Origin of the sequence: Mycolicibacterium tusciae (genome assembly GCF_002086795.1) — a bacterium.
GTDB lineage: Bacteria > Actinomycetota > Actinomycetes > Mycobacteriales > Mycobacteriaceae > Mycobacterium > Mycobacterium tusciae.
Map to the genome: position 1 here is coordinate 160,060 of NZ_MVIM01000001.1, position 20,459 is coordinate 180,518.

Genomic DNA, 20,459 nt, shown 5'->3' on the forward strand with positions numbered 1-20,459 from the left:
CGGTCCCCACCCTCAGGTGGAGGCTTTTGGCGAATGCTGATGCAGGATCTCACCGTGCATGTCCTCCAGCGACACGCCCTTGGTCTCCATCACCCATCGCCACACGAAGAGGCCCGACAACACGGCGCACAGGCCGTAGAACCCGTAGGCCAGTCCGAGATGCTCGCGCAACCCGGGGAACGTGACCGTGATGAGCCAGTTGGCCGCCCATTGGCCTGCCGCGGCGATGCCGAGCGCCGCGGCGCGGATGCGGTTGGGGAACATCTCGCCGAGCAGCACCCAGACGACGGGTCCCCACGACATGCCGAACGCCACCACGAACAGGTTCGCCGCGATCAATGCGATCACCCCGGAGGCTCCCGGCAGACTCGGGTTGCCATCGGGGCCAATGGTCGCGTTGGCGAAGATGACGGACATCGTGATGAGCGTGACCGCCATGCCCGACGATCCGATGAGCAGCAGCGGCTTGCGCCCGATCTTGTCGATCAGCGCGATGGCGATCAGCGTCGTCAGCACGTTGATGACCGAGGTGATCACGGTGTAGACCGCCGACTCGTCGGCGCTGAACCCGACTGCCTGCCACAGCACGTTCGAGTAGTAGAAGATCACGTTGATGCCGACGAACTGCTGGAAGATCGACAACCCGAGGCCCACCCACACGATGCCGTAGATGCCGCCGGTCGGCTTCTTCAGATCGCGCAGCGACGGCTTGTCCTCCCGCTCCAGTGTCTCCTTGATGCGATCGATCGTGATTTCCAGGTTCTTCTCGCCGAGGAGCATGCTCAGCACCCTGCGCGCTTCCGGAATCTTGTGGCTGGCAACGAGATACCGCGGTGACTCGGGAATGGTGAACGCCAGCACCCCGTACACGATGGCAGGGAGCGCCATCGCGAGGAACATCCAGCGCCACGCGTCGAGCCCGAACCACAGCACCTGGTTGGGGCCGCCCGCTGCCCACTGCAGCAGCCAGTTGACAACGAAGGACGCGAAGATGCCCAACACGATGGCCAGCTGTTGCAAGGACCCCAGCCGGCCGCGGATTCGCGGTGGCGAAGTCTCGGCGATGTAGGCCGGCGCGATGACCGAGGCCACGCCGACACCGATGCCGCCGACGATGCGGAACAGCACGACCGACCACACCTCATGCGCAAAGCCCGTTCCGAAGGCGCTGACCAGGAACAGCACCGCCGCGATCTTCATGACCGCGATGCGGCCGATCCAGTCGGCGATCCGTCCGGCGGTCATGGCTCCTGCCGCGGCCCCCAGCAGCGCCGAGGCCACCGCGAAGCCGAGTTCGGCGTTGCCGATGCCGAAGTCTTCCTGGATCGAGTCGACCGCACCGTTGATCACTGCGCTGTCGTAGCCGAACAGCAACCCGCCCAGCGCGGCGACCGAGGCGATTCGGACGGCGGTGCCGCCCGACGAGAAGTCATCGTCGGCGATCGGTAGTGAGGATTCGTCTCCAGCGGGGGCATTGGAGCCTGCCATGGGCGTCCCTTTCGCAGCGTTGCGTGATCCGGGTCACGTGAGTACCCCCGTCTTACCACTGGCAAGCGCGCTGCGGGGGGACTTACGCTGAGCGTTCTCCGATGCCTCGGCTGAGACGGTCATAGACCTGGCGAAGATCGGCGACGCCGATCCTGCTCAGCGAACTCACATGTGCCCGGCGCCCTCCTGCGGGCACCTCGACGTCGTTGGGTACCACCAGCACCGGGCACCCTGCGCTCTCCGCAGCGGCAGTGCCGGTGACCGAGTCCTCGACCGCTAGGCACGCCGCCGGCTCCAGCCCGAGCAGCGTGGCCGCTCGCCGATAGGCGTCCGGCGCCGGCTTGCCCCTCGGCACTTCGTCGCCGCAGACCGACACCGAAAAGTAGTGCTTACCAATACTGTTGAGGGCGCGCTCGGTCAGCTGTCGCTGGGTGTTGGTGACCAGAGCCATCGGAGTTCGTTCGGCGGCAAGGGCTTCCAGCAACTCGCGCGCGCCGTCGCACCACGGCAGCCCGCCGTCGAACAACTCTCCGGTGTAGTCGTGCAACCAGCGGATGGATTCGGCCATCGCGTCCGGATCGAGGGCGAGCCCGAGGTCGGTGTAAACCGTATGGATCGTGTCCTCCGCCGAGCCGCCCACCAGCGATGCCCGCACCTCGGGCGTCATGATGCCGCCGTGGCGCTCGTACAGCGCCGTCAGTGAAATGTCCCAGAGCTTTTCGGAGTCGACGAGGGTCCCATCCATGTCGAACAGCACCGCACGCATGTTTCGAATTCTGTCACGGCGGCGAGCCGCCGATCAGCATGGGTGACACGTACGGTGGGCGCCAACGATATCCGTCTGACGAAGGAACCGGAACCCGTTCGGGTGCATCGTATCTCGGCTCGACGAGCCAGGGCTCAGTCCTCCGGGTTGTAGCCCAGGTTGGGAGCCAGCCAACGCTCGGCCTCCTTGAGGGTCCAGCCCTTGCGTCTCGCGTAGTCGGCGACCTGATCCTGAGCCAACCGGCCGACCACGAAATACTGCGACTGCGGATGCGAGAAATACCAGCCGCTGACGGCGGCACCGGGCCACATCGCCATCGACTCCGTCAGCTCGATGCCCGTCCGTTCCTGGACGTCCATCAGCTCCCACAGCGTCGCCTTCTCGGTGTGCTCCGGGCAGGCCGGATAACCTGGCGCAGGGCGGATTCCCACGTATTTCTCCGCGATGAGCGCGTCGTTGTCCAGCTCCTCGTCCGGCTGGAATCCCCAGAACTCCTTACGGACGCGCTGGTGCATGCGTTCGGCGAAGGCCTCTGCCAAGCGGTCGGCAAGCGACTCGAGCAGGATCGCGCTGTAGTCGTCGAGGGCCGCCTTGAACTCCGCGATCTTCTCCTGACCGCCGAGGCCCGAGGTGACGGCGAAGGCGCCGACGTAGTCCGCCAGGCCCGTTTCTTTGGGGGCGATGAAGTCCCCCAGCGATTTGTTCGGGACGCCGTCGCGATGCGCGCCCTGCTGGCGAAGGTTGCGCAATGTGGTGAGCACCTCGGTGCGGGTTTCGTCGGTGTACACCTCGATGTCGTCGCCCACGGCGTTCGCCGGAAAGAACCCGATCACCCCGTTGGCGGTCAGCCACTTCTCCTTGATCAAGGTGTCGAGCATCTGCTGGGCGTCGTCGTAGAGCTTGCGGGCGGTCTCGCCCGACGCCGGATTGTTGAGGATGTCGGGGAACCTGCCCTTCATCTCCCAAGCGTTGAAGAACGGCTGCCAGTCGATCAACTCGCGTAGCTCGGCGAGGTCGTAGTCAAGAAATTCTCGTACTCCCGTCCCTTGAGCGGGCACCGGCGGCGTGTAGTCGTCCCACTCGATCGGCGTCCGGTTGGCGCGGGCCTTCTCCAGCGTCAGCATCGGCCGCTCGTTCTTCTGGGCGTGCCGTTCGCGCAGGGAGGCGTAGTCGGCCTCGGTCGCCTCCAGCAGAGCTGGACGCTGCTTGTCGTCAAGGAGGGCCGCGGCGACCGGCACCGAGCGGGACGCGTCCTTGACCCAGACCACCGGCCCGTGGCGACGCGGCGCCACCTTCACCGCCGTATGGGCGCGGGAGGTGGTCGCGCCGCCGATCAGCAGCGGGATCTCCAGCCCCTCGCGTTCCATCTCGACGGCGAAGTTCACCATCTCGTCCAACGACGGGGTGATCAGGCCGGACAACCCGATGATGTCGGCGTCGTGCTCCTTCGCCGCATCCAGGATCTTCTGGGCAGGCACCATCACACCGAGATCGATCACCTCGAAGTTGTTGCACTGCAGCACGACTCCGACGATGTTCTTGCCGATGTCGTGGACGTCGCCCTTCACGGTCGCCATGATGATCGTGCCGTTGGTGTCCTTGGAGCCGGTGGTCCCGGCCTCCTCTTTCTCCGCCTCGATGAACGGCAACAGGTACGCGACGGCCTTCTTCATCACCCGGGCCGACTTCACGACCTGCGGCAGGAACATCTTGCCCGCACCGAAAAGGTCACCGACGACGTTCATGCCGTCCATCAGCGGGCCCTCGATCACCTCGATAGGGCGGCCACCCGCGGCGGCGATCTCGGCGCGCAACTCCTCGGTGTCGTCGTCGACGTGGGCGTCGATGCCCTTGACCAGAGCGTGCGTGATCCGCTCGCGGACCGGCAGACTGCGCCACTCGGCTGCGGCTTTATCATCGCCTTCGCCCGAGTCCTTCGTGTTGAACCTCTCGGCGATCTCCAGCAGTCGCTCGGCCGCGTCCTCGCGACGGTTCAGTACGACGTCCTCGATACGGTCCCGCAGTTCGGGATCGATCGAGTCGTAGGGCACCAGCGCGCCCGCGTTGACGATGCCCATGTCCAGGCCGGCCTTGATGGCGTGGAACAGGAACACCGCGTGAATGGCCTCGCGCACGGGGTTGTTGCCGCGAAACGAGAACGACACGTTCGAGATGCCGCCGGAGATGTGCACCCCGGGGAGGTTCTCCTTGATCCAGGCGCAGGCCTCGATGAAGTCGATCCCGTAGGTCGCGTGCTCCTCAATGCCGGTCGCCAGCGCGAAGCAGTTCGGGTCGAAGATGATGTCCTCGGGCGGGAACCCGACCTCCTCGGTCAGGATCCGGTAGGCGCGCCCGCAGATCTCCTTGCGGCGCTCCAGGTTGTCGGCCTGACCCTGCTCGTCGAAGGCCATCACGACGACGGCGGCGCCGTACTTGCGGCACAGCCGTGCCTCTCGGATGAACTTCTCCTCGCCCTCCTTCATGGAGATCGAGTTGACGATCGGCTTGCCCTGCACGTTCTTCAGGCCCGCCTCGATGACCTCCCACTTGGAGGAGTCGATCATCACCGGGACACGGCTGATGTCCGGCTCGGCCGCAATCAGCTTGGTGAACCGATCCATCGCGGCGACGCCGTCGATCATGCCTTCGTCCATGTTGATGTCGATGACCTGTGCACCGACCTCGACCTGCTGCAGGGCGACCGATAACGCGGTGTCGTAGTCCTCGGCCTTGATCAAATTGCGGAACCGGGCGGAGCCGGTGATGTTGGTGCGCTCACCGATGTTCACGAACAGGGAGTCTTCGGTGATGTTGAGCGGTTCGAGCCCCGAAAGACGGGTAGCCGCCGGGATCTCGGGCAACTCGCGGGGCGACTTGCCGTCGACGACCTTGGCGATCTCGGCGATGTGCGAAGGCGCCGTTCCGCAGCATCCACCGACCAGATTGACAAGACCAGCCTCGGCGAAGTCGGCGATGTAGCCGGCCTGCCGCTCCGGAGACTCGTCGTATTCGCCGAATGCGTTGGGCAGTCCCGCGTTCGGGTAGCAGGAGACGAAGGTGTCCGCGATCCGCGACATCTCGGCGATGTAGGGCCTCATCTCCGGTGCGCCCAGGGCACAGTTGAGGCCGACCGCGATGGGCTTCGCGTGTCTGATCGCGTTCCAGAATGCTTCGGTCACCTGACCGGACAACGTCCGCCCTGACGCGTCGGTGATGGTGCCCGAGATGATCACCGGCCAACGGCGCCCGCGCTCCTCGAACAGCGTCTCGACGGCGAACACCGCCGCCTTGGAATTCAGCGAGTCGAAGATCGTCTCGATGATGAGGAGGTCGACACCGCCGTCCACCAGGCCGTTGGCAGCTTCGAGGTAGGCCGCGACCAGCTGGTCGTAGGAGACGTTGCGGGCTCCCGGATCGTTGACGTCCGGTGAGATCGACGCCGTGCGCGTCGTGGGCCCGAGGGCGCCCGCGACGTAACGTGGCTTTTCCGGGGTGCTGAACTCGTCGGCGGCTTTGCGAGCCAGGGCGGCGCCCGCGTAGTTCAGCTCGTAGCTCAGGTCGGCCATGTCGTAGTCGGCGAGCGAGACCGCGTTCGCGTTGAACGTGTTGGTCTCCAGGATGTCGGCGCCCGCTTCGAGGTACTCGCGGTGAATTCCCTCGATGATCTGCGGCTGCGTCAGGTTGAGCAGGTCGTTGTTGCCCTGGAGAGCAGTCGGCCATTCCGTGAACCGGTCGCCGCGGTAGCCGGCCTCGTCCGGCCGGTCCCGCTGGATCGCCGTTCCCATCGCGCCGTCGATGACCATGATCCGCTGGCGCAGAGCAGCCGTGAGTTCTTCGGTGCAGTCGGGGCGGACGTTCGGCGTAAACGCCTTCGACTCGGCGACGCTTTCCGGGGCGGCCACAATGCACTCCTTCCGTAACGGAAGGCGTCCTTGACTTCGCCGAGCGTGGCGGAATCCGGCAATGACCGGAGAACCGTTGCAACGCCTCTCGACCAGAAAAGTCTACGCGCTCACCCGGTCGACGTCTGGACGCCCACTCATCGCCATGATCGGCAGCTCTCGGAGCTTATGGCGATGGCCTAAGTATCAACATTAACCAGATTGCCGTCCAGGGTATTTCGTCTCGATGGACCGCCACCGATTCAACCCGTGTGGCGATGCCGCTCCAAGCCACCACACAGGGCTTACGCTGGCCTGGTGACGCCGAATCTGCCCGACTTGAGCGACACGATCGTCGTCGCGGCCTTCGAGGGCTGGAACGATGCCGGGGACGCTGCGAGCGATGCGCTGGAGCACCTGGACGCCATCTGGGAAGCCGAGCCGATTGTGGAGATCGACGACGAGGCGTACTACGACTACCAGGTCAACCGGCCGGTGATTCGGCAGGTCGATGGGGTGACCCGCGAGCTGGTGTGGCCGTCGATGCGAATTTCGCACTGCCGTCCGCCCGGCTCGGACCGCGATATCGTGCTGATGCACGGCGTCGAGCCCAACATGCGCTGGCGCACGTTCTGCGCCGAGTTGTTGGCGATCGCGGACAAGCTCAACGTGCAGACAGTCGTCATCCTCGGCGCGCTGCTGGCCGACACCCCACACACGCGCCCGGTTCCGGTGTCGGGAGCGGCCTACTCTCCCGACTCGGCGAAGGCCTTCGGCCTCGAGGAGACGCGCTATGAGGGGCCGACCGGCATCGCCGGGGTGTTCCAGGACGCCTGTGTGCAGGCCGGCATTCCCGCAGTGACGTTCTGGGCCGCCGTCCCCCATTACGTGTCGCAGCCGCCGAATCCCAAGGCCACCGTCGCGTTGTTGCGCCGCGTCGAGGACGTCCTGGACATCGAGGTGCCACTCGCCGACCTGCCGACGCAGGCCGAGGAATGGGAACTGGCGGTGACCGAGATGACCTCCGAGGACGACGACATCGCCGAGTACGTGCAGTCGCTGGAGGAACGCGGCGATGCTGAAGTCGATATGCACGAGGCGATCGGCAAGATCGACGGCGACGCCCTGGCCGCCGAGTTCGAGCGTTATCTGCGCCGTCGCGGACCGGGTTTTCGAGGCTGATTGCCCGGCGAGATCAGGTTTTCACCGCTTGTGGCGGTTTCCAGGTTCCGTTCAGCGCATCGGGCTTGGGCCAGTACAGCCGCAGCACCATCTGGAAGGGACCCTTCGGCGCGGGCAGCCAGTTGGCCTCCTTTTCGATGCCAGGCGATGCGTTCTGGACATAGATCGTGTAGCCGCCGTCGGGATCTCGTAGGAGGCTGGGCAGCATCGGCGAGTTGATCAGATAGCGCTGCATCGGATTCGCGACCAGCAGACTCTGCGGAAGCTCGTACATGGTCAGTGACCAAAATGCGTTCACCGGCGGCAGCTGACCGGCGGGGAACTTCACGACGTAATTGTCGGCGCCTGTCAGCGGTGCACCCGTGCTGTCGTTGACGATGCCCGGATACAGCGCCTCCGCGGCGGTATTGCCGTAGATGCCAAAGACGGCGCCGGCCATGCGGTACAGGTAGTTGCCCTTGAGATCCTCTGCCGTGCCGAAGAATTGGGCCGACCCCACTTCACCGGTGTCGACCTTCGCCTTCTTGAACGCGTCGAACTCCGTCCACGCGTCGGTCATCCCACCCTCGATGGCGGCACGCATCTGCGGGCTCAGCTCGTCGGCGTCGAAACTGCCGTCGGGTCCGACTCCGATGGTGGCGAATCGGGCGCGCAGATCCTTCTCGGACGGCAGCGTGGGCGCGAACCGCAGCGCGAAACTCAGGATCTCGAAGAACTGGGGCGAGGTTTTCTGCTGATCGCGAGTCAGCGGTGGCACGAAGTCGATCGGCGGTGCCGGCGGCGGCGCCGGCTGGTTCAGATAGACCGACAGCGGTGTTGCCTGGTAGCCGGCCTGGATCTTCTTGACCTGGTCGATATCGGAGGGGCCCAGCAACTGGGTTCGGTAGAGCACCATCGCGAGATCGGTGTCGGACCTGATGACCTCGTCGATGCCCGCTGGCTTCTCGCCCTGCCAATTGGGGCCCGCCAGAAGGTATTTGCCGCCTCCGTTGCCGGTTGTACGACTTCCCAGGTAGGCCATGTTGTAGGTGTAGAGGTCCACGAACTGCAACGAGTAATAGCGGTCCTGCTCGATCGGCGGAACGGTCAGCACGAGCGGCTCTGCACGTAGATCCGCGCCGACGGTGGAATACGGCGTGTCGGAATTCGGCGTCTGAACCGCCTTGTCCTCCGGCGTGTAAACCTGTGCGGTGCTGAGGACTTCGTTCCAACCGCCCTTGTACTCAGGATCTTCTTTGTTGACGAAATACGAGTACATGACCCGGTAGTTGTCGACCATCGGGAAGCCGTAGATGTAGGCATCTTTGGCGATGGCGCGGGTCTGTTCGAGGGAGACTGCGCTGGAACTCTCCGGCGACGGGGCCGGTGTCGCACTGTCGTCGGCCTTTTCGGTGCCACAGCCGGCCAGCACGGCGAGGGCGGCCGTGAGAGCCGCGAAACGGCGGATCAACGCTTCTCGAGTGCTTCTGTGCGTGCGCTCATCGAGCGGCCGTGCGCGGCCACTTCGGCGTCCGTCCGCGACAGCAGTTCGGGAACGTTCTTCAGCGTGCTCGACTCGCCCAGCCGGGACGACAGCAGGGGTTTCAACCAGCGCAGCAGGCCGACGAAGCCAGGGCAGTTGATCTGGCGTTTGCGGCCCTCGATGCCCTTGACGAACGCCTCACCGCACTTCTCCACCGACGTCGTCTTGCCGAGCGGCCCTGGCAGGTTGCGCAACATGTCTTCGAAGGACGCCAGTTCGTCCTTGGATTCCCGGACCAACGGTGTGTCGATCCACAGCATGTGTGCGGATCCGACGTCGACTCCCCGGTGCGCGAGCTCGAGGCGAAGGGCGTTGGCGAAGTGTTCCACACCCGCCTTCGACGTGTCGTAGGGCACCATGCCCGCCGCGGGCGCGTAGGCGGCGGCCGAGGACACGATCAACACATATCCGCGCCGCTCGATGACGGACGGCAGTGCCGCACGCACGGTGTGGAAGACGCCGAGAACGTTGACGTCGATCAGCGTCTTGAACGCCTGGGGATCGACCGCCAGCAGCGATCCGTGGGTGGCGATGCCGGCGTTGGCCATGACGACGTCGATGCCACCGAACCGCTCGATACCTGCATCGGTGGCTGTTTGCATCGCGGCGAGATCGCGTACGTCCGCGACCGCGGTCAGCACACGGTCCTCGCCGAGCCTGGTGGCCAGGCTCTTCAGCTGGACCTCATCCAGATCGGTGAGCACCAGCTTGGCGCCCTTGTCGTGGAGCCGCTGGGCCACCTCGGCGCCGATGCCGTTGGCCGCGCCGGTGATCAGGACGACTTTTCCGTTCACAGAACCCATGGCCGTCAAACGTACTCCGCACCCAGGTCTGCGCTTGGCAGACCTACAGCTTGATACCGAGCAACGTGTCGACGGCACCGGCCACGATCTGCGGCGCTTGCGGGTCGTGGCCGCCGTAGGTGAGCGCATCGGTCGTCCAGCCGTCAAGTGCGGCAAGGGCTTTCGGGGTATCGAGATCGTCAGCAAGATAGCGTCGAACGCGCGCCACCACGTCGGCGGCGTCGGGCCCTGCCGGCTGGGCCACCGCGTGTCGCCAGCGCTGCAACCGGTCATTCGCCTCGTCGAGCACCGCAGGACTCCAGAAGCGATCGGTGCGGTAATGACCCGCGAACAGCCCAAGTCGGATCGCCCCGGGATCGACGCCGTCTGCGCGCAACTGGGACACTAGTACCAGGTTGCCCCGGCTCTTGCTCATCTTGTGCCCATCCCACCCGATCATGCCTGCGTGCACGTAGTGACGGGCGAAACGCCGCTCCCCCGTGACGGATTCGGCGTGCGCGGCGGAGAATTCGTGGTGAGGGAAGATCAGATCGGAGCCGCCACCCTGGATGTCCAGGTCGGTGCCGATGCGGCTAAGCGCGATCGCGGCGCATTCAACGTGCCAGCCCGGCCGCCCGGCTCCGAACGGCGACGGCCAACTCGGCTCGCCGGGCCGCTGCGCCCGCCACAACAGCGCGTCCAGCGCGTCGCCCTTACCCGCGCGGTCCGGGTCGCCGCCGCGTTCGGCGAACAACCGCATCATGGTGTCGCGGTCGTATCCCGACTCGTAGCCGAACTGCGGTGTGGCGTCGGCGCGGAAGTACACGTCGGGGTGCTCGGCGTCATCGGCGACGTAGGCCGTGCCCGCGGCCAACAGCTTCTCCACCACTTCGATGACCTCGGCGATCGTTTCCGTGGCGGCCACATAGTCGTGTGGCGGTAGTACCCGCAGGGCCGCCATGTCCGCACGGAACAGCTCGGTCTCGCGGTCGGCCAGCTCGCGCCAGCCGATGCCGTCGCGCTCGGCCCGCTCGAACAGCGGGTCATCGATGTCGGTGATGTTCTGCACGTAATGCACTCGATGACCCGAATCCAGCCACACCCGGTGGACGAGGTCGAAGGTCAGATAGGTGGCGGCGTGGCCCAGGTGGGTGGCGTCGTACGGGGTGATGCCGCAGACGTACATGGTGGCGACCTCGCCGGCGGTGACGGGGCGCACCTGTCGGTCGGCGCTGTCGTAGAGGCGTAGCTGCGGACCGCGGCCGCCAAGGGCCGGGACAGTCGGCGCGGGCCACGATTTCATGACGTCGACTTTAGGCATCAGGGAATTGGACACCGCGTGCGGCCGATTCATTCCCGGCTCAGCGGTTCCGGTAGGCCGACAGGATGCCCTCGAGCAGCACATCGGCCAGCTCGGCTCGGCACATCAGCAGGTCGGGAAGGTAGGGATCGGCCCGGTTGTAGATCAGCGGCGAGCCGTCGAGGCGGGTCGCGTGCATGCCGGCCGCCGCCACCACACCGGCGGGGGCCGCCGAATCCCACTCCCACTGACCGCCGGCGTGCAGGTATGCGTCGACGTCGCCGCGGACCACGGCCATGGCCTTGGCGCCTGCCGACCCGATCCGCACCAGCCTGATGTCCAGCCGGTCCCGTAGCCACCACAGCACCGGCGGTGGACGGTTGGCGCTGGCCGTGATCAGGATCGGTCCTTCGGCACGGGGCGGCGGAGGGACCACCGTGTCGGTTCGGTACACCTCGCCGCGGGCAGGCAGGGCCACTGCGGCGTCGGTGATGCCGCCGCCGTTCGGGCCGTCGTTGCGTTGCCACAGTGCGATGTGCACCGCCCAGTCGGTTCGGCCGGGCATCGAGAACTCGTGGGTGCCGTCGACAGGGTCGACGATCCAGACGCGATCGGCTTGAACACGGGAAATGTCGTCGGCCGCCTCTTCGGACAGAACCGCGTCGTCGGGACGCTCGGCCCGCAGCCGGTTGAGGATCAGGGTGTTGGCGCGCCGGTCACCCTCGTCGCCCAGTTCGTAGGGATCGTAGAAGCCGATCTCCTCACGCACCCCCAGCAACATCTCACCGGCGTCTTTGGCCACCTCGGCGGCCAGCGCGGCATCGGTGAGAGTCATCCGGTCAGTATCGCCAACGACCCGGTTGCGCTCACCACAGGATCCGCTGTGACAACTGGGACTAGAACGCCGGCCACGGTATCGGGCGTCGTCGGTCCGGGGCGGGCATCACCGGATCATCAATCAGTGCAACAGTTCTCGCCTTCAGGGCGGCGATCTCACGCTCGGTGATGTGCGCACAGAGCGTGTCCGCCAAGCCATTGGCCAGCTGGTCGCGCAGAGCGGCGACAGCTTCCAGGCTCTCCTCGTCCACCGGCTTGCCCGCCCAGCCCCACAGCACCGTTCTGAGCTTGTCCGCGACATGCAGGCTGACGCCGTGGTCGACGCCGTACACATGCCCGTCGACTCCGGACAGGATGTGGCCGCCCTTGCGGTCGGCGTTGTTGATCAGCACATCGAAGACGGCCATCCGGCGTAGCCGGACATCGTCGGCGTGCACGAGCGTCACCTCGTCGCCTGCGTAGTCGTAGGCCTGCAGGATCGGCAGGAAGCCCGGCGGAATCTGCCCGGCGGGCAACAGGTCGACGAGGTCCGGTCCCGCTTTGGGTTCATCGCCGACCTCTCCTAGGCTCTCGCCTGGCTGGTCGACCCAAAGCTGCAACATGCCGGGCCCGGCAGGGCCATCCCGAATAATGGTGTACGGCACGATGTTCCACCCCAGCGCGTCCGACACGAGGTACGCACTCAGTTCACGACCGGCCAGTGTGCCATCCGGGAAGTCCCACAGGGGTGCCTCCCCCCTGATCGGCTTGTAGACGCAATGCGCTTGCCGCTCACCGAGATGCGCCTCGCACAGGAAGGTGGCGTTGCTTGCGGAGCGGATCCGTCCGATGACGGTCAGCTCACCGCGCCGCAGCACCTCGTTGGCTTCACGAGCGGAGTCCGATTGGCTATTCGACGGCGTCATCGTCGGAACCGGTGATGGCGCCACGCAGATAGCCGTTGGTGCGTACGCAGATGTGACCCTCGGGATCGAGCGGTTCGTCGCACAGCGGGCATGGCGGACGGCCCGCCGAGATGACCCGGTTGGAGCGCGTCGCGAACTGACGCGCGGATTCCGGCGTCAGAAAGACCCGCACCGCGTCGGGGCCGTCTTCCGCGTCGTCGAGCACCACGGACGCGTCGAACTCGGTCTCCGACACCGCGAGCAGTTCGACGACGACGGTCTGCGCCTCGGAGTCCCAGCCGAGCCCCATGGTCCCGACCCGGAATTCAGCGTCCACAGGGGTGATCAGCGGACTCAGGTCGTCAACCTCGCCGGTCTCGGGCGGCACCGGCGTGCCGAATCGCCGGTTGATCTCGAGCAACAATGCGGCGATACGTTCGGCTAGCACCGCAACCTGCTGCTTCTCCAAGATCACCGACACCACCCGCTTGTCATGAACGGCCTGCAGGTAGAAGGTCCGGTTTCCCGGTTGCCCGACGGTCCCGGCCACGAAGCGGTCGGGTGTTCGGAAGACGTGAATAGCGCGGGCCATGGCATCTCCAAAATACCGGTAACGGCCGCGTCAGCCGCAATCCCGGGGGTTCACCGGTCAGTCGGTCGAGCCACCCACGACCGCGTCTTCGGGTGGCACGCCCCTGTCGTCGGACGCGTCCTCGGCACCGTCCTTCGGCGGTTTTGCCAGTAGGCCGGCGGTCAGTTGCTCACCGGTGTGGTTGACGTGGATGACGAACGGCCGCATCGCCGTGTAACGGATCACACTCATCGAGGCGGGGTCCGCGGTGATCCGCTGGAAGCTGTCGAGATGCGTTCCGAGCGCATCGGCGACGACGGCCTTGATCACGTCGCCGTGCGTGCAGGCGATCCACAACACGTCACCGTCGTGCTGTTCGGCCAGCCGACGGTCGTGCTCGCGCACCGCGCCCACAGCGCGCGCCTGGACCGCGGCGAGCCCTTCCCCGTCTGGGAACACCGCCGCGCTGGGCTGCTGCTGCACAACCGCCCACAGCGGCTCCTTGACCAGTTCGCCGATCTTGCGCCCGGTCCACGCGCCGTAGTCGACCTCGGAGATGCGCTCGTCGACGACGGGATCGAGGCCCAGCGTGGCAGCCAGCGGCGCGACTGTGCGTTCGCACCGCAGCAGCGGTGATCGCACGATCGCGCGGACCGGCAGAGCGCCGATGCGCGCAATCAGCCCCTGAGCCTGTTCCTGGCCCTTGTCATCCAGGTCGACACCCTCGCTGCGGCCTGCGAGTGTGTGGGCGGTGTTCGACGTCGACCGCCCGTGACGCAGCAGGATGACCGTCATACCGCCGACACCACCCCGGTGCCGAGCAGGATCAGCACGACGGTGCCGAGCAGCACTCGGTATCCGACGAACCAGTACATGCTGTGTTGGATCAGGAATCGCAGGAACCAGGCGACGGCGGCATAGCCGACGACCAACGCGATCAGCGTTGCGACCAACAGCTGCGGACCGGTGGCACTCATTCCCTCCCCGACCGGATGAAACGCATCGGGCAGCGAATACAGGCCCGACGCGAACACCGCCGGGATGGCGAGCAGGAAGCCGAAACGTGCGGCCAGCTCACGGTCCATGCCGAGGAACAGGCCGGCGCTGATCGTCGCGCCGGATCTCGACACACCCGGTATCAACGCAAGGCATTGCGCGAGGCCGACGATGATGCTGTCCTTCCATGTGAGCTGTTCGACTCGTCTCGCTTGGCGGCCGTAGTACTCCGCCGCGGCGATGACCGCCGAGAACACGATCAACGCGATCGCGATCAACCACAGATTGCGTGCGCCCGTTCGGATTTGGTCTTTGAACAATAGACCGAGCACGCTGATCGGGATCGTTCCGATGATGACCCACCAGCCGAGCCAGTAGTCGGCGGTGCGGTGGGCGGTCACGAGGAGGCCGTTGAACCACGCCTTGATGATGCGCGCGATGTCACGCGCGAAGTAGATGAGCACCGCCACCTCGGTGCCGAGCTGGGTGACCGCGGTGAACGAAGCGCCGGCGTCGTCGGTGAAGAAGACCCGCGACGCGATCGCCAGGTGTCCGGACGACGACACCGGCAGGAACTCCGTCAGACCCTGCAGGATCGCGAGAACGACCACCTGGACCCACGACATCGCCGCTACGTCCGCCACGACGACGACCGTACCGGGGGGCGGTGTCAGCGGATGGGTCGCACCGGCTGCGCTTCGGCCACCGCGTCACGTACGGCCGCCGCCAGGCTCCGCCTGTCGTTGAGGTCGATGTCGATCAGCTTGCGGCTGCCGACCGCGACAATGTCCTCGCTTTGCGGAACCGGCCCGGTCAGCCGTGGGCGGTACACCTCGATCATCAGTGACTGGCGTTCGACGTGAAATGAAAAGCTCCGGCCGTCGCCAATTTGGCCAAATCCACTAGCGTGCACACCAGTGGAAATGTCTTCAATAGCAAACTCTTGGCTTCCCAGTTCACGGTCTGCGGCAAGGGTCATGACATCGACCATAACTCTACTCATGACGGTGAGACAGGCGGGCGCGAGAACCTGCACGCGATATCTCGGTTCGTGGTCTGCCTAGACTGCAGGTCGAGAGAAGATCCAATTCGCACGTCCGAGAGCTACCCCTTGCCGATTCGCGTAAACAGCAGACGTCAGGTTTTTCGCTTTTTGGCCATCGCGTTGGCAATCGGCGGCATTTCGGGGTGCACATCGACCCGTGTCGATGCGCCGCCACCGACTATCACCCCTGCTCAGGCCGCCGTGTCGCCAGCGGCGACGGATAAGCCGGACGGTTCGGTGGAGCCGCTGCCCGACCATGCGATCGCCGCGATATTCGACGCGAGAACCGCGTCGTTGGCCGTGCTCAGTCCGAAATCCGCCGAGGAGTCTGTGGTCACAGTCCTCGGCGAGGTCGACGGCTCCCGGGTCGTACCCCTACCGGGAATCGCCACGGCGATGACCGGAGACGACGAAGGTCAGCTGTACGTGTCGACGCGCGGAGGCTATTTCCGGGTAGACCTCGTCGAGGACACCGCGACGCTGGTCGATGTCGAGGGGCAGCAGGACACCGACTTCACCGCGATAGCGCGCCGCGAGGACGGCAAATTGGTGCTCGGCAGCGCTGACGGAAGCGTCTTCACGTTGAGCTCCGACACCGCTGTCGGCGCGCAGCTGAAGATCTTCGCCCGAGTGGATGATCTTGTCACACAAGGAAATACCGCGGTGGTGCTGGACCGTGGACAGACCTCCGTGACCGCCCTGTCAGAAGACGGCGCCGAGGGCGAGCACGCACTGCGCGCCGGCGAGGGCGCGACCACGATGGCGGCGGACGACGCGGGCAGGGTCTTGGTGGCCGACACCCGCGGCGGCCAACTGCTGGTGTACGGCGTCGACCCGCTGATTCTTCGCCAGGCATATCCGGTGCGGGACGCGCCGTATGGTCTGGCCGGAACTTCGACGCTGGCCTGGGTGTCGCAGACTGCGTCGAACGCCGTGGTTGGCTACGATTTGTCAACCGGCATCCCCGTCGAGAAGGTGCGCTATCGAACCGTGCAACAGCCGAACTCCCTGGTATTCGATGAATCCTCCGGCACCCTCTACGTGGTGTCGGGCTCAGGGGCGGGCGTGCAGATGATCCCGGGTGCTGCGGTGGGCTCGTGACGACGATGCAGCGCGGCCGGATGCCCGAGGGCTGGGCGGAGGTGATTGCGGCTGATCTGTCCGACGATTACGAATGGATTCCGTTGCGGCTGCCGCCCGATCTGACGCGGATCAACGCCTCGACCCGGTTGTCGATCGAGGCAGAATACCGCGGATGGGAGCTGACCCGCGTGCGGCTGTACACCGATGGGTCGCGGCGGGTGCTGCTGCGCCGCAAGAAGTCTGCGGCTCGAGAAACTGTTGTCCCGGAGCAGCCCGCGCCGTGAGCTCATGATGTACCGCGCGCTGCAGCGGATGCTGTTTCTGATTGCGCCCGAACGCATTCACACCTGGATCTTCGCGCTGTTGCGGGCCGTCACCGCCTTGGCGGTCACGCGTCGTCCGCTGACGCGATGGCTGGCGCCCCGCGATCCGGTGTTGGCGAGCACGGTGTTCGGGGTGACTTTCCCGGCTCCACTGGGCTTGGCCGCCGGATTCGACAAGGATGGCCTGGGGTTGAAGACCTGGGGCGCACTGGGTTTCGGTTACGCCGAAGTCGGCACCGTGACCGCGGTGGCGCAGCCGGGCAACCCGCAGCCGCGGATGTTCCGGCTGCCCGAGGACCGGGCCCTGCTCAACCGGATGGGGTTCAACAACCACGGGGCCGGTGAGTTGGCCATTCAGCTCGCACGCCAAAGCCCCGAGGTGCCGATCGGCGTCAACATCGGCAAGACCAAGACCACCCCGCCCGAGTCGGCGGTCGAGGACTACGCCGAGAGTGCCCGCCTGCTCGGGCCGTTGGCGTCGTTCATGGTGGTGAACGTCAGCTCGCCGAACACGCCGGGTCTGCGCAATCTGCAGGCGGTCGAATCGCTGCGGCCCATCCTCGCGGCGGTCCAAGCGGAGACGACGACTCCCGTGCTGGTGAAGATCGCGCCCGATCTGGCCGACGAGGAGATCGACGAGATCGCTGATCTTGCAGTCGAATTGGGGTTGGCCGGTATCGTCGCCACCAACACCACGGTGTCTCGGGCGGGTCTGAAGACGCCGGGAGTCGATGAGCTGGGTTCGGGCGGCATCTCCGGAGCGCCCGTCGCGCAGCGGTCCGCGGAGGTGCTGCGGCGGCTGTACCGGCGCGTGGGCGGCCAGTTGGTGCTCATCAGCGTCGGCGGAATCGAAACCGCACAGGATGCCTGGGACCGTATCGTCTCGGGCGCATCACTGCTGCAGGGCTACACCGGCTTCATCTACGGCGGCGGGCTGTGGGCCAAGCGCATTCACGACAGCCTGGCTCACCGCCTGCACGACGGAGGGTTCGCGTCGTTGGCGGATGCGGTGGGCTCGGCCGTTCGCGAGAACTAGTTCTGTTCGTAGGTCCCGGTGATGATGGCGCGCGCGATCGCGTTCCCGAAGAGGTTGAAGCCGAGATAGGCGGGGGTGGCCTCTGCGGGAAGGTCGAGCTTCTCCACACCGACGGCGTGGACGGCGACGATGTAGCGGTGCTGACCGTGTCCGGCGGGCGGGGCGGCGCCGATGAACCGCTTCGCGCCGGCGTCGTTGGCCAACGTGAGCGCGTCACCCGGCAAACTGCTTCCATCGCCGGCACCGGCGGGCAGGTCGGTCACGGTCGCGGGTAGGTTCGCGACCGCCCAGTGCCAGAATCCCGAAGCCGTCGGCGCATCGGGGTCGTAGACGGTGACCGCGAAACTGCGGGTCTCCTCGGGGAAGCCGGACCATGACAGCTGCGGTGAGATGTCGGATCCGCCGGCGCCCATGATGCCGCTGACCTGGTCGTTGGACCAAGGCTGGCCGTCTTCGAATGACTGCGACGTCACCTTGAACGTCGGAAGCTGCGGCAGGAAGTCGTAGGGGTTGTAGTCAAACGCCATTTTCGATCCTTTCGAGTGGTCAGTCGTGCGGTCAGCAGTTCAGCAGAAAATGTTCGAGAACCCGGGTGCCGAACGTCAATGCGTCAACGGGTACCCGTTCGTCCACGCCGTGGAACAGAGCGGCGAAGTCGAGGTCCGGCGGCAGTTTGAGCGGAGCGAAGCCGAAGCAGCGAATGCCGAGGCGCGCAAAGTGTTTCGCGTCGGTACCGCCGGACAGCATGTACGGAACCGTGCGGGCGTCCGGATCCGCGGACAGGATCGCGGCGTTCATCGCGTCGAGCAGCTCCCCGTCGAAGCCGGTCTCGTAGGACGGCAGGTTGGTGATCCATTCGCGGGTGACATCGGGGCCGATGATCTCGTCGACCTCGCGTTCGAAGGCGGCCAGCCGGCCGGGCAGTACGCGGCAGTCGACCACCGCCTCGGCCGTGGCCGGGATGACGTTGGCCTTGTAGCCCGCCTTGAGCATGGTCGGGTTGGCGGTGTCACGCAGCGTCGCACCGACGATGCGGGCGATCGGGCCGAGTTTGGCGATGGCGCCCTCGAGATCGGGTGAGTCGACGTCGAACGTATAGCCGGTCTCGTCGGCGACGGCGGTCAGGAACTGCTCCACCGACTCGGTGAGGACCACGGGGAACTGGTGCTTGCCGAGCTTTGCGACTGCGTCGGCGACCGCGGTGACGGCGTTGTTGTCGTGAATCATCGACCCGTGGCCGGCACGCCCGCGCGCCGTCAGGCGCATCCACAGCATCGCCTTCTCGGCGGTCTCGATCAGATACAACGTCCGCTCACCGCCGTCACGGCGCGGGATCGTCAGCGAGAAACCGCCGACCTCGCCGATCGCCTCGGTGATGCCCTCGAAGAGGTCGGGGCGGTTGTCGACCAGCCATTTGCAGCCGTAGTTGCCGCCCGCCTCCTCGTCGGAGACGAAGGCGAAAACGAGGTCACGTGGGGGGACGGTGCCCGAGCGTTTGAAGTGGCGGGCGACGGCGATCATCATCCCGACCATGTCTTTCATGTCGACCGCGCCGCGACCCCAGACGTAACCGTTCTCGACCGCGCCCGAGAACGGATGGACGCTCCAGTCGGCGGCTTCGGCGGGCACCACGTCGAGGTGCCCGTGCAGCATCAGGGCGCCGCGCCGGCGATCAGCCCCTTCCAGCCGCGCGAACACATTGGCGCGTCCGGGCGCGCCGGCTTCGATGGTTTCGGTTTCGTAGCCGACTTCCTGCAGTTGTGCGGTCACCCAGGCGGCACATTCGGCCTCGCCTTTGGTGGTTTCGGGCTCGCCGGTGTTCGACGTGTCGAAGCGGATGAGCGCGCTGACGAGATCAACGACCTCGGCTTCGGCTGCAGACGGAGGGCTCACAGTCACCATTCGTACCACTCGGCTTTCCTCACGGGCTGCGCCCCGCCCCAAGGTCGTGTCTCCCTTGGTTTGGGTCCGGCCTGGGTGATCCGATAACCTAAGCTGCCTTCGAACTGGTCCGAGTGGCGGAATGGCAGACGCGCTAGCTTGAGGTGCTAGTGCCCTATTAACGGGCGTGGGGGTTCAAGTCCCCCCTCGGACACAACATGTATATCCCGTCTTTCAACCGGATCGATGACGACGGCGAGATTCGGCGCTTCGTAGCGGCGGCGAGATCGGCCGAGTTCGTCACGGTCCATCCTGACGGGGTTCCTGTCGCCACACTGCTGCCGATCATGTGGGAGGGCGACGTCGTGCTGGCGCACATGGCGAAGGCCAACCCACAGTGGAAGTCCATTGCTCCCGGCAGCCCGGCGCTGTTGATCTCTTCGGGGCCGCAGGCCTACGTCAGCCCGTCGTGGTATGCGGCAAAGGCCGAGCACGGCCGGGTGGTGCCAACGTGGAACTACAGCGCTGTCCACCTGTCCGGCACGGTACGGGTCCACGAGGACAGGGAATGGCTGCGCGACGTCGTCACCCGATTGACCGGTGTGCACGAGGACGTGCGTAGTGAGCCGTGGCACGTCAGCGACGCGCCCGAGCGCTACATCGACGGCCAGCTCGGCGGAATCGTGGGGCTCGAGATCGCCGTCACCCGCGTCGAGGGCAAGGCGAAACTGAGCCAGAACCGCTCGGAGGCCGACCGGCGCGGGGTCATCAAAGGCCTTCTTGAAGAACAGGACTACGAAGCAGCGAAAGTCGCGGCGGCGATGGACACCGCGCTGTAAGGAGAGTCGACGACGAGACGGAATCTGATGGCCATGGCCGGAT

Annotated in this window: 19 protein-coding genes and 1 tRNA gene; 6 read left to right on the top strand and 14 right to left on the bottom strand. The window is 65.9% G+C overall.

Annotated features, from left to right (window positions below):
- Positions 1 to 12: 12 nt before the first annotated feature.
- From BST47_RS00760 to metH, 3 genes are all read right to left on the bottom strand, one after another.
- Entirely contained in the window at positions 13 to 1,488 is a 1,476-nt protein-coding gene (locus tag BST47_RS00760; RefSeq protein WP_083123289.1) for a sugar porter family MFS transporter, read from the bottom strand.
- 82 nt (positions 1,489 to 1,570) lie between these two features.
- On the bottom strand, positions 1,571 to 2,254 hold the full coding sequence (locus tag BST47_RS00765) for an HAD family hydrolase (protein WP_083123290.1): 684 nt from the start codon (positions 2,252 to 2,254) through the stop codon (positions 1,571 to 1,573).
- 134 nt (positions 2,255 to 2,388) lie between these two features.
- Positions 2,389 to 6,156, bottom strand: a complete 3,768-nt coding sequence (gene metH, locus BST47_RS00770) for a methionine synthase (protein WP_083123291.1) — start codon at positions 6,154 to 6,156, stop codon at positions 2,389 to 2,391.
- A 297-nt stretch (positions 6,157 to 6,453) separates the two neighbouring features.
- Here metH and BST47_RS00775 point away from each other — a divergent pair, with 297 nt between their 5' ends.
- On the top strand, positions 6,454 to 7,317 hold the full coding sequence (locus tag BST47_RS00775) for a PAC2 family protein (RefSeq protein WP_207568496.1): 864 nt from the start codon (positions 6,454 to 6,456) through the stop codon (positions 7,315 to 7,317).
- A gap of 13 nt (positions 7,318 to 7,330) precedes the next feature.
- Here the strand turns inward: BST47_RS00775 and BST47_RS00780 are convergent, their stop codons facing one another.
- The 9 genes from BST47_RS00780 to BST47_RS00820 all read right to left on the bottom strand — a co-directional run bounded on the left by BST47_RS00780 (position 7,331) and on the right by BST47_RS00820 (position 15,188).
- Complete coding sequence (locus tag BST47_RS00780) at positions 7,331 to 8,767, bottom strand: DUF1254 domain-containing protein (RefSeq protein ID WP_083123293.1); 1,437 nt, start codon at positions 8,765 to 8,767, stop codon at positions 7,331 to 7,333.
- Complete coding sequence (locus BST47_RS00785) at positions 8,764 to 9,642, bottom strand: SDR family oxidoreductase (RefSeq protein WP_083123294.1); 879 nt, start codon at positions 9,640 to 9,642, stop codon at positions 8,764 to 8,766. Before BST47_RS00785 ends, BST47_RS00780 begins: the two co-directional genes overlap by 4 nt.
- A 43-nt stretch (positions 9,643 to 9,685) precedes the next feature.
- Positions 9,686 to 10,924, bottom strand: a complete 1,239-nt coding sequence (gene mshC, locus BST47_RS00790) for a cysteine--1-D-myo-inosityl 2-amino-2-deoxy-alpha-D-glucopyranoside ligase (RefSeq protein ID WP_083123716.1) — start codon at positions 10,922 to 10,924, stop codon at positions 9,686 to 9,688.
- Between the two features lie 58 nt (positions 10,925 to 10,982).
- Positions 10,983 to 11,756: a 3'(2'),5'-bisphosphate nucleotidase CysQ gene (locus tag BST47_RS00795; RefSeq protein WP_083123295.1), complete on the bottom strand. Its 774-nt coding sequence runs from the start codon at positions 11,754 to 11,756 to the stop codon at positions 10,983 to 10,985.
- Between the two features lie 61 nt (positions 11,757 to 11,817).
- Positions 11,818 to 12,663 (bottom strand): Rv2133c family protein, encoded by an 846-nt coding sequence (locus tag BST47_RS00800; RefSeq protein ID WP_107528810.1) that lies wholly within the window; start codon positions 12,661 to 12,663, stop codon positions 11,818 to 11,820.
- The gene (locus BST47_RS00805) at positions 12,647 to 13,234 is read right to left on the bottom strand and encodes an Rv2134c family protein (RefSeq protein ID WP_083123296.1); all 588 of its coding nucleotides are present in this window, start codon (positions 13,232 to 13,234) and stop codon (positions 12,647 to 12,649) included. Before BST47_RS00805 ends, BST47_RS00800 begins: the two co-directional genes overlap by 17 nt.
- 57 nt (positions 13,235 to 13,291) lie before the next feature.
- Complete coding sequence (locus BST47_RS00810; RefSeq protein WP_083123297.1) at positions 13,292 to 14,008, bottom strand: histidine phosphatase family protein; 717 nt, start codon at positions 14,006 to 14,008, stop codon at positions 13,292 to 13,294.
- Complete coding sequence (locus BST47_RS00815; protein ID WP_083123298.1) at positions 14,005 to 14,835, bottom strand: undecaprenyl-diphosphate phosphatase; 831 nt, start codon at positions 14,833 to 14,835, stop codon at positions 14,005 to 14,007. The genes BST47_RS00810 and BST47_RS00815 overlap by 4 nt, the downstream gene beginning before the upstream one ends.
- Before the next feature lie 44 nt (positions 14,836 to 14,879).
- A complete protein-coding gene (locus BST47_RS00820) occupies positions 14,880 to 15,188 on the bottom strand; it encodes a hypothetical protein (protein ID WP_107528826.1) in 309 nt (102 codons plus the stop codon).
- Positions 15,189 to 15,320: 132 nt separating this feature from the next.
- On the opposite strand from BST47_RS00820, the gene BST47_RS00825 reads away from it, so the two are divergent.
- From BST47_RS00825 to BST47_RS00835, 3 genes are read left to right on the top strand one after another with little or no spacing between them, the layout of a single operon-like run.
- On the top strand, positions 15,321 to 16,355 hold the full coding sequence (locus BST47_RS00825; protein ID WP_083123300.1) for a YncE family protein: 1,035 nt from the start codon (positions 15,321 to 15,323) through the stop codon (positions 16,353 to 16,355).
- Between the two features lie 5 nt (positions 16,356 to 16,360).
- Complete coding sequence (locus tag BST47_RS00830; RefSeq protein WP_207568514.1) at positions 16,361 to 16,621, top strand: DUF5703 family protein; 261 nt, start codon at positions 16,361 to 16,363, stop codon at positions 16,619 to 16,621.
- A gap of 7 nt (positions 16,622 to 16,628) precedes the next feature.
- Positions 16,629 to 17,696: a quinone-dependent dihydroorotate dehydrogenase gene (locus BST47_RS00835; RefSeq protein WP_207568513.1), complete on the top strand. Its 1,068-nt coding sequence runs from the start codon at positions 16,629 to 16,631 to the stop codon at positions 17,694 to 17,696.
- On the opposite strand, the gene BST47_RS00840 is transcribed toward BST47_RS00835, so the two are convergent.
- Both BST47_RS00840 and BST47_RS00845 read right to left on the bottom strand, forming a co-directional pair.
- Entirely contained in the window at positions 17,693 to 18,223 is a 531-nt protein-coding gene (locus BST47_RS00840) for a YbhB/YbcL family Raf kinase inhibitor-like protein (RefSeq protein WP_083123303.1), read from the bottom strand. The two genes, BST47_RS00835 and BST47_RS00840, sit on opposite strands and share 4 nt — an antisense overlap.
- 31 nt (positions 18,224 to 18,254) lie before the next feature.
- Positions 18,255 to 19,598: a M20/M25/M40 family metallo-hydrolase gene (locus tag BST47_RS00845; protein WP_083123304.1), complete on the bottom strand. Its 1,344-nt coding sequence runs from the start codon at positions 19,596 to 19,598 to the stop codon at positions 18,255 to 18,257.
- Between the two features lie 107 nt (positions 19,599 to 19,705).
- Between BST47_RS00845 and BST47_RS00850 the strand changes: the two genes are divergently transcribed.
- Positions 19,706 to 19,791 (top strand) — tRNA-Leu (locus BST47_RS00850).
- 4 nt (positions 19,792 to 19,795) lie between these two features.
- Entirely contained in the window at positions 19,796 to 20,416 is a 621-nt protein-coding gene (locus tag BST47_RS00855; protein ID WP_083123305.1) for an FMN-binding negative transcriptional regulator, read from the top strand.
- Positions 20,417 to 20,459: the final 43 nt, after the last annotated feature.

Coding starts and splice junctions, on each gene's coding strand:
- BST47_RS00855 (WP_083123305.1), top strand. CDS start 19,796: ATGTATATCCCGTCTTTCAACCGGATCGATGACGACGGCGAGATTCGG.
- BST47_RS00800 (WP_107528810.1), bottom strand. CDS start 12,663: ATGACGCCGTCGAATAGCCAATCGGACTCCGCTCGTGAAGCCAACGAG.
- mshC (WP_083123716.1), bottom strand. CDS start 10,924: ATGAAATCGTGGCCCGCGCCGACTGTCCCGGCCCTTGGCGGCCGCGGT.
- BST47_RS00765 (WP_083123290.1), bottom strand. CDS start 2,254: ATGCGTGCGGTGCTGTTCGACATGGATGGGACCCTCGTCGACTCCGAA.
- BST47_RS00810 (WP_083123297.1), bottom strand. CDS start 14,008: ATGACGGTCATCCTGCTGCGTCACGGGCGGTCGACGTCGAACACCGCC.
- BST47_RS00835 (WP_207568513.1), top strand. CDS start 16,629: ATGTACCGCGCGCTGCAGCGGATGCTGTTTCTGATTGCGCCCGAACGC.
- BST47_RS00795 (WP_083123295.1), bottom strand. CDS start 11,756: ATGACTCTCACCGATGCCGCGCTGGCCGCCGAGGTGGCCAAAGACGCC.
- BST47_RS00805 (WP_083123296.1), bottom strand. CDS start 13,234: ATGGCCCGCGCTATTCACGTCTTCCGAACACCCGACCGCTTCGTGGCC.
- BST47_RS00815 (WP_083123298.1), bottom strand. CDS start 14,835: ATGTCGTGGGTCCAGGTGGTCGTTCTCGCGATCCTGCAGGGTCTGACG.
- BST47_RS00820 (WP_107528826.1), bottom strand. CDS start 15,188: ATGACCCTTGCCGCAGACCGTGAACTGGGAAGCCAAGAGTTTGCTATT.
- BST47_RS00785 (WP_083123294.1), bottom strand. CDS start 9,642: ATGGGTTCTGTGAACGGAAAAGTCGTCCTGATCACCGGCGCGGCCAAC.
- BST47_RS00760 (WP_083123289.1), bottom strand. CDS start 1,488: ATGGCAGGCTCCAATGCCCCCGCTGGAGACGAATCCTCACTACCGATC.
- BST47_RS00845 (WP_083123304.1), bottom strand. CDS start 19,598: ATGGTGACTGTGAGCCCTCCGTCTGCAGCCGAAGCCGAGGTCGTTGAT.
- BST47_RS00830 (WP_207568514.1), top strand. CDS start 16,361: ATGCAGCGCGGCCGGATGCCCGAGGGCTGGGCGGAGGTGATTGCGGCT.
- BST47_RS00840 (WP_083123303.1), bottom strand. CDS start 18,223: ATGGCGTTTGACTACAACCCCTACGACTTCCTGCCGCAGCTTCCGACG.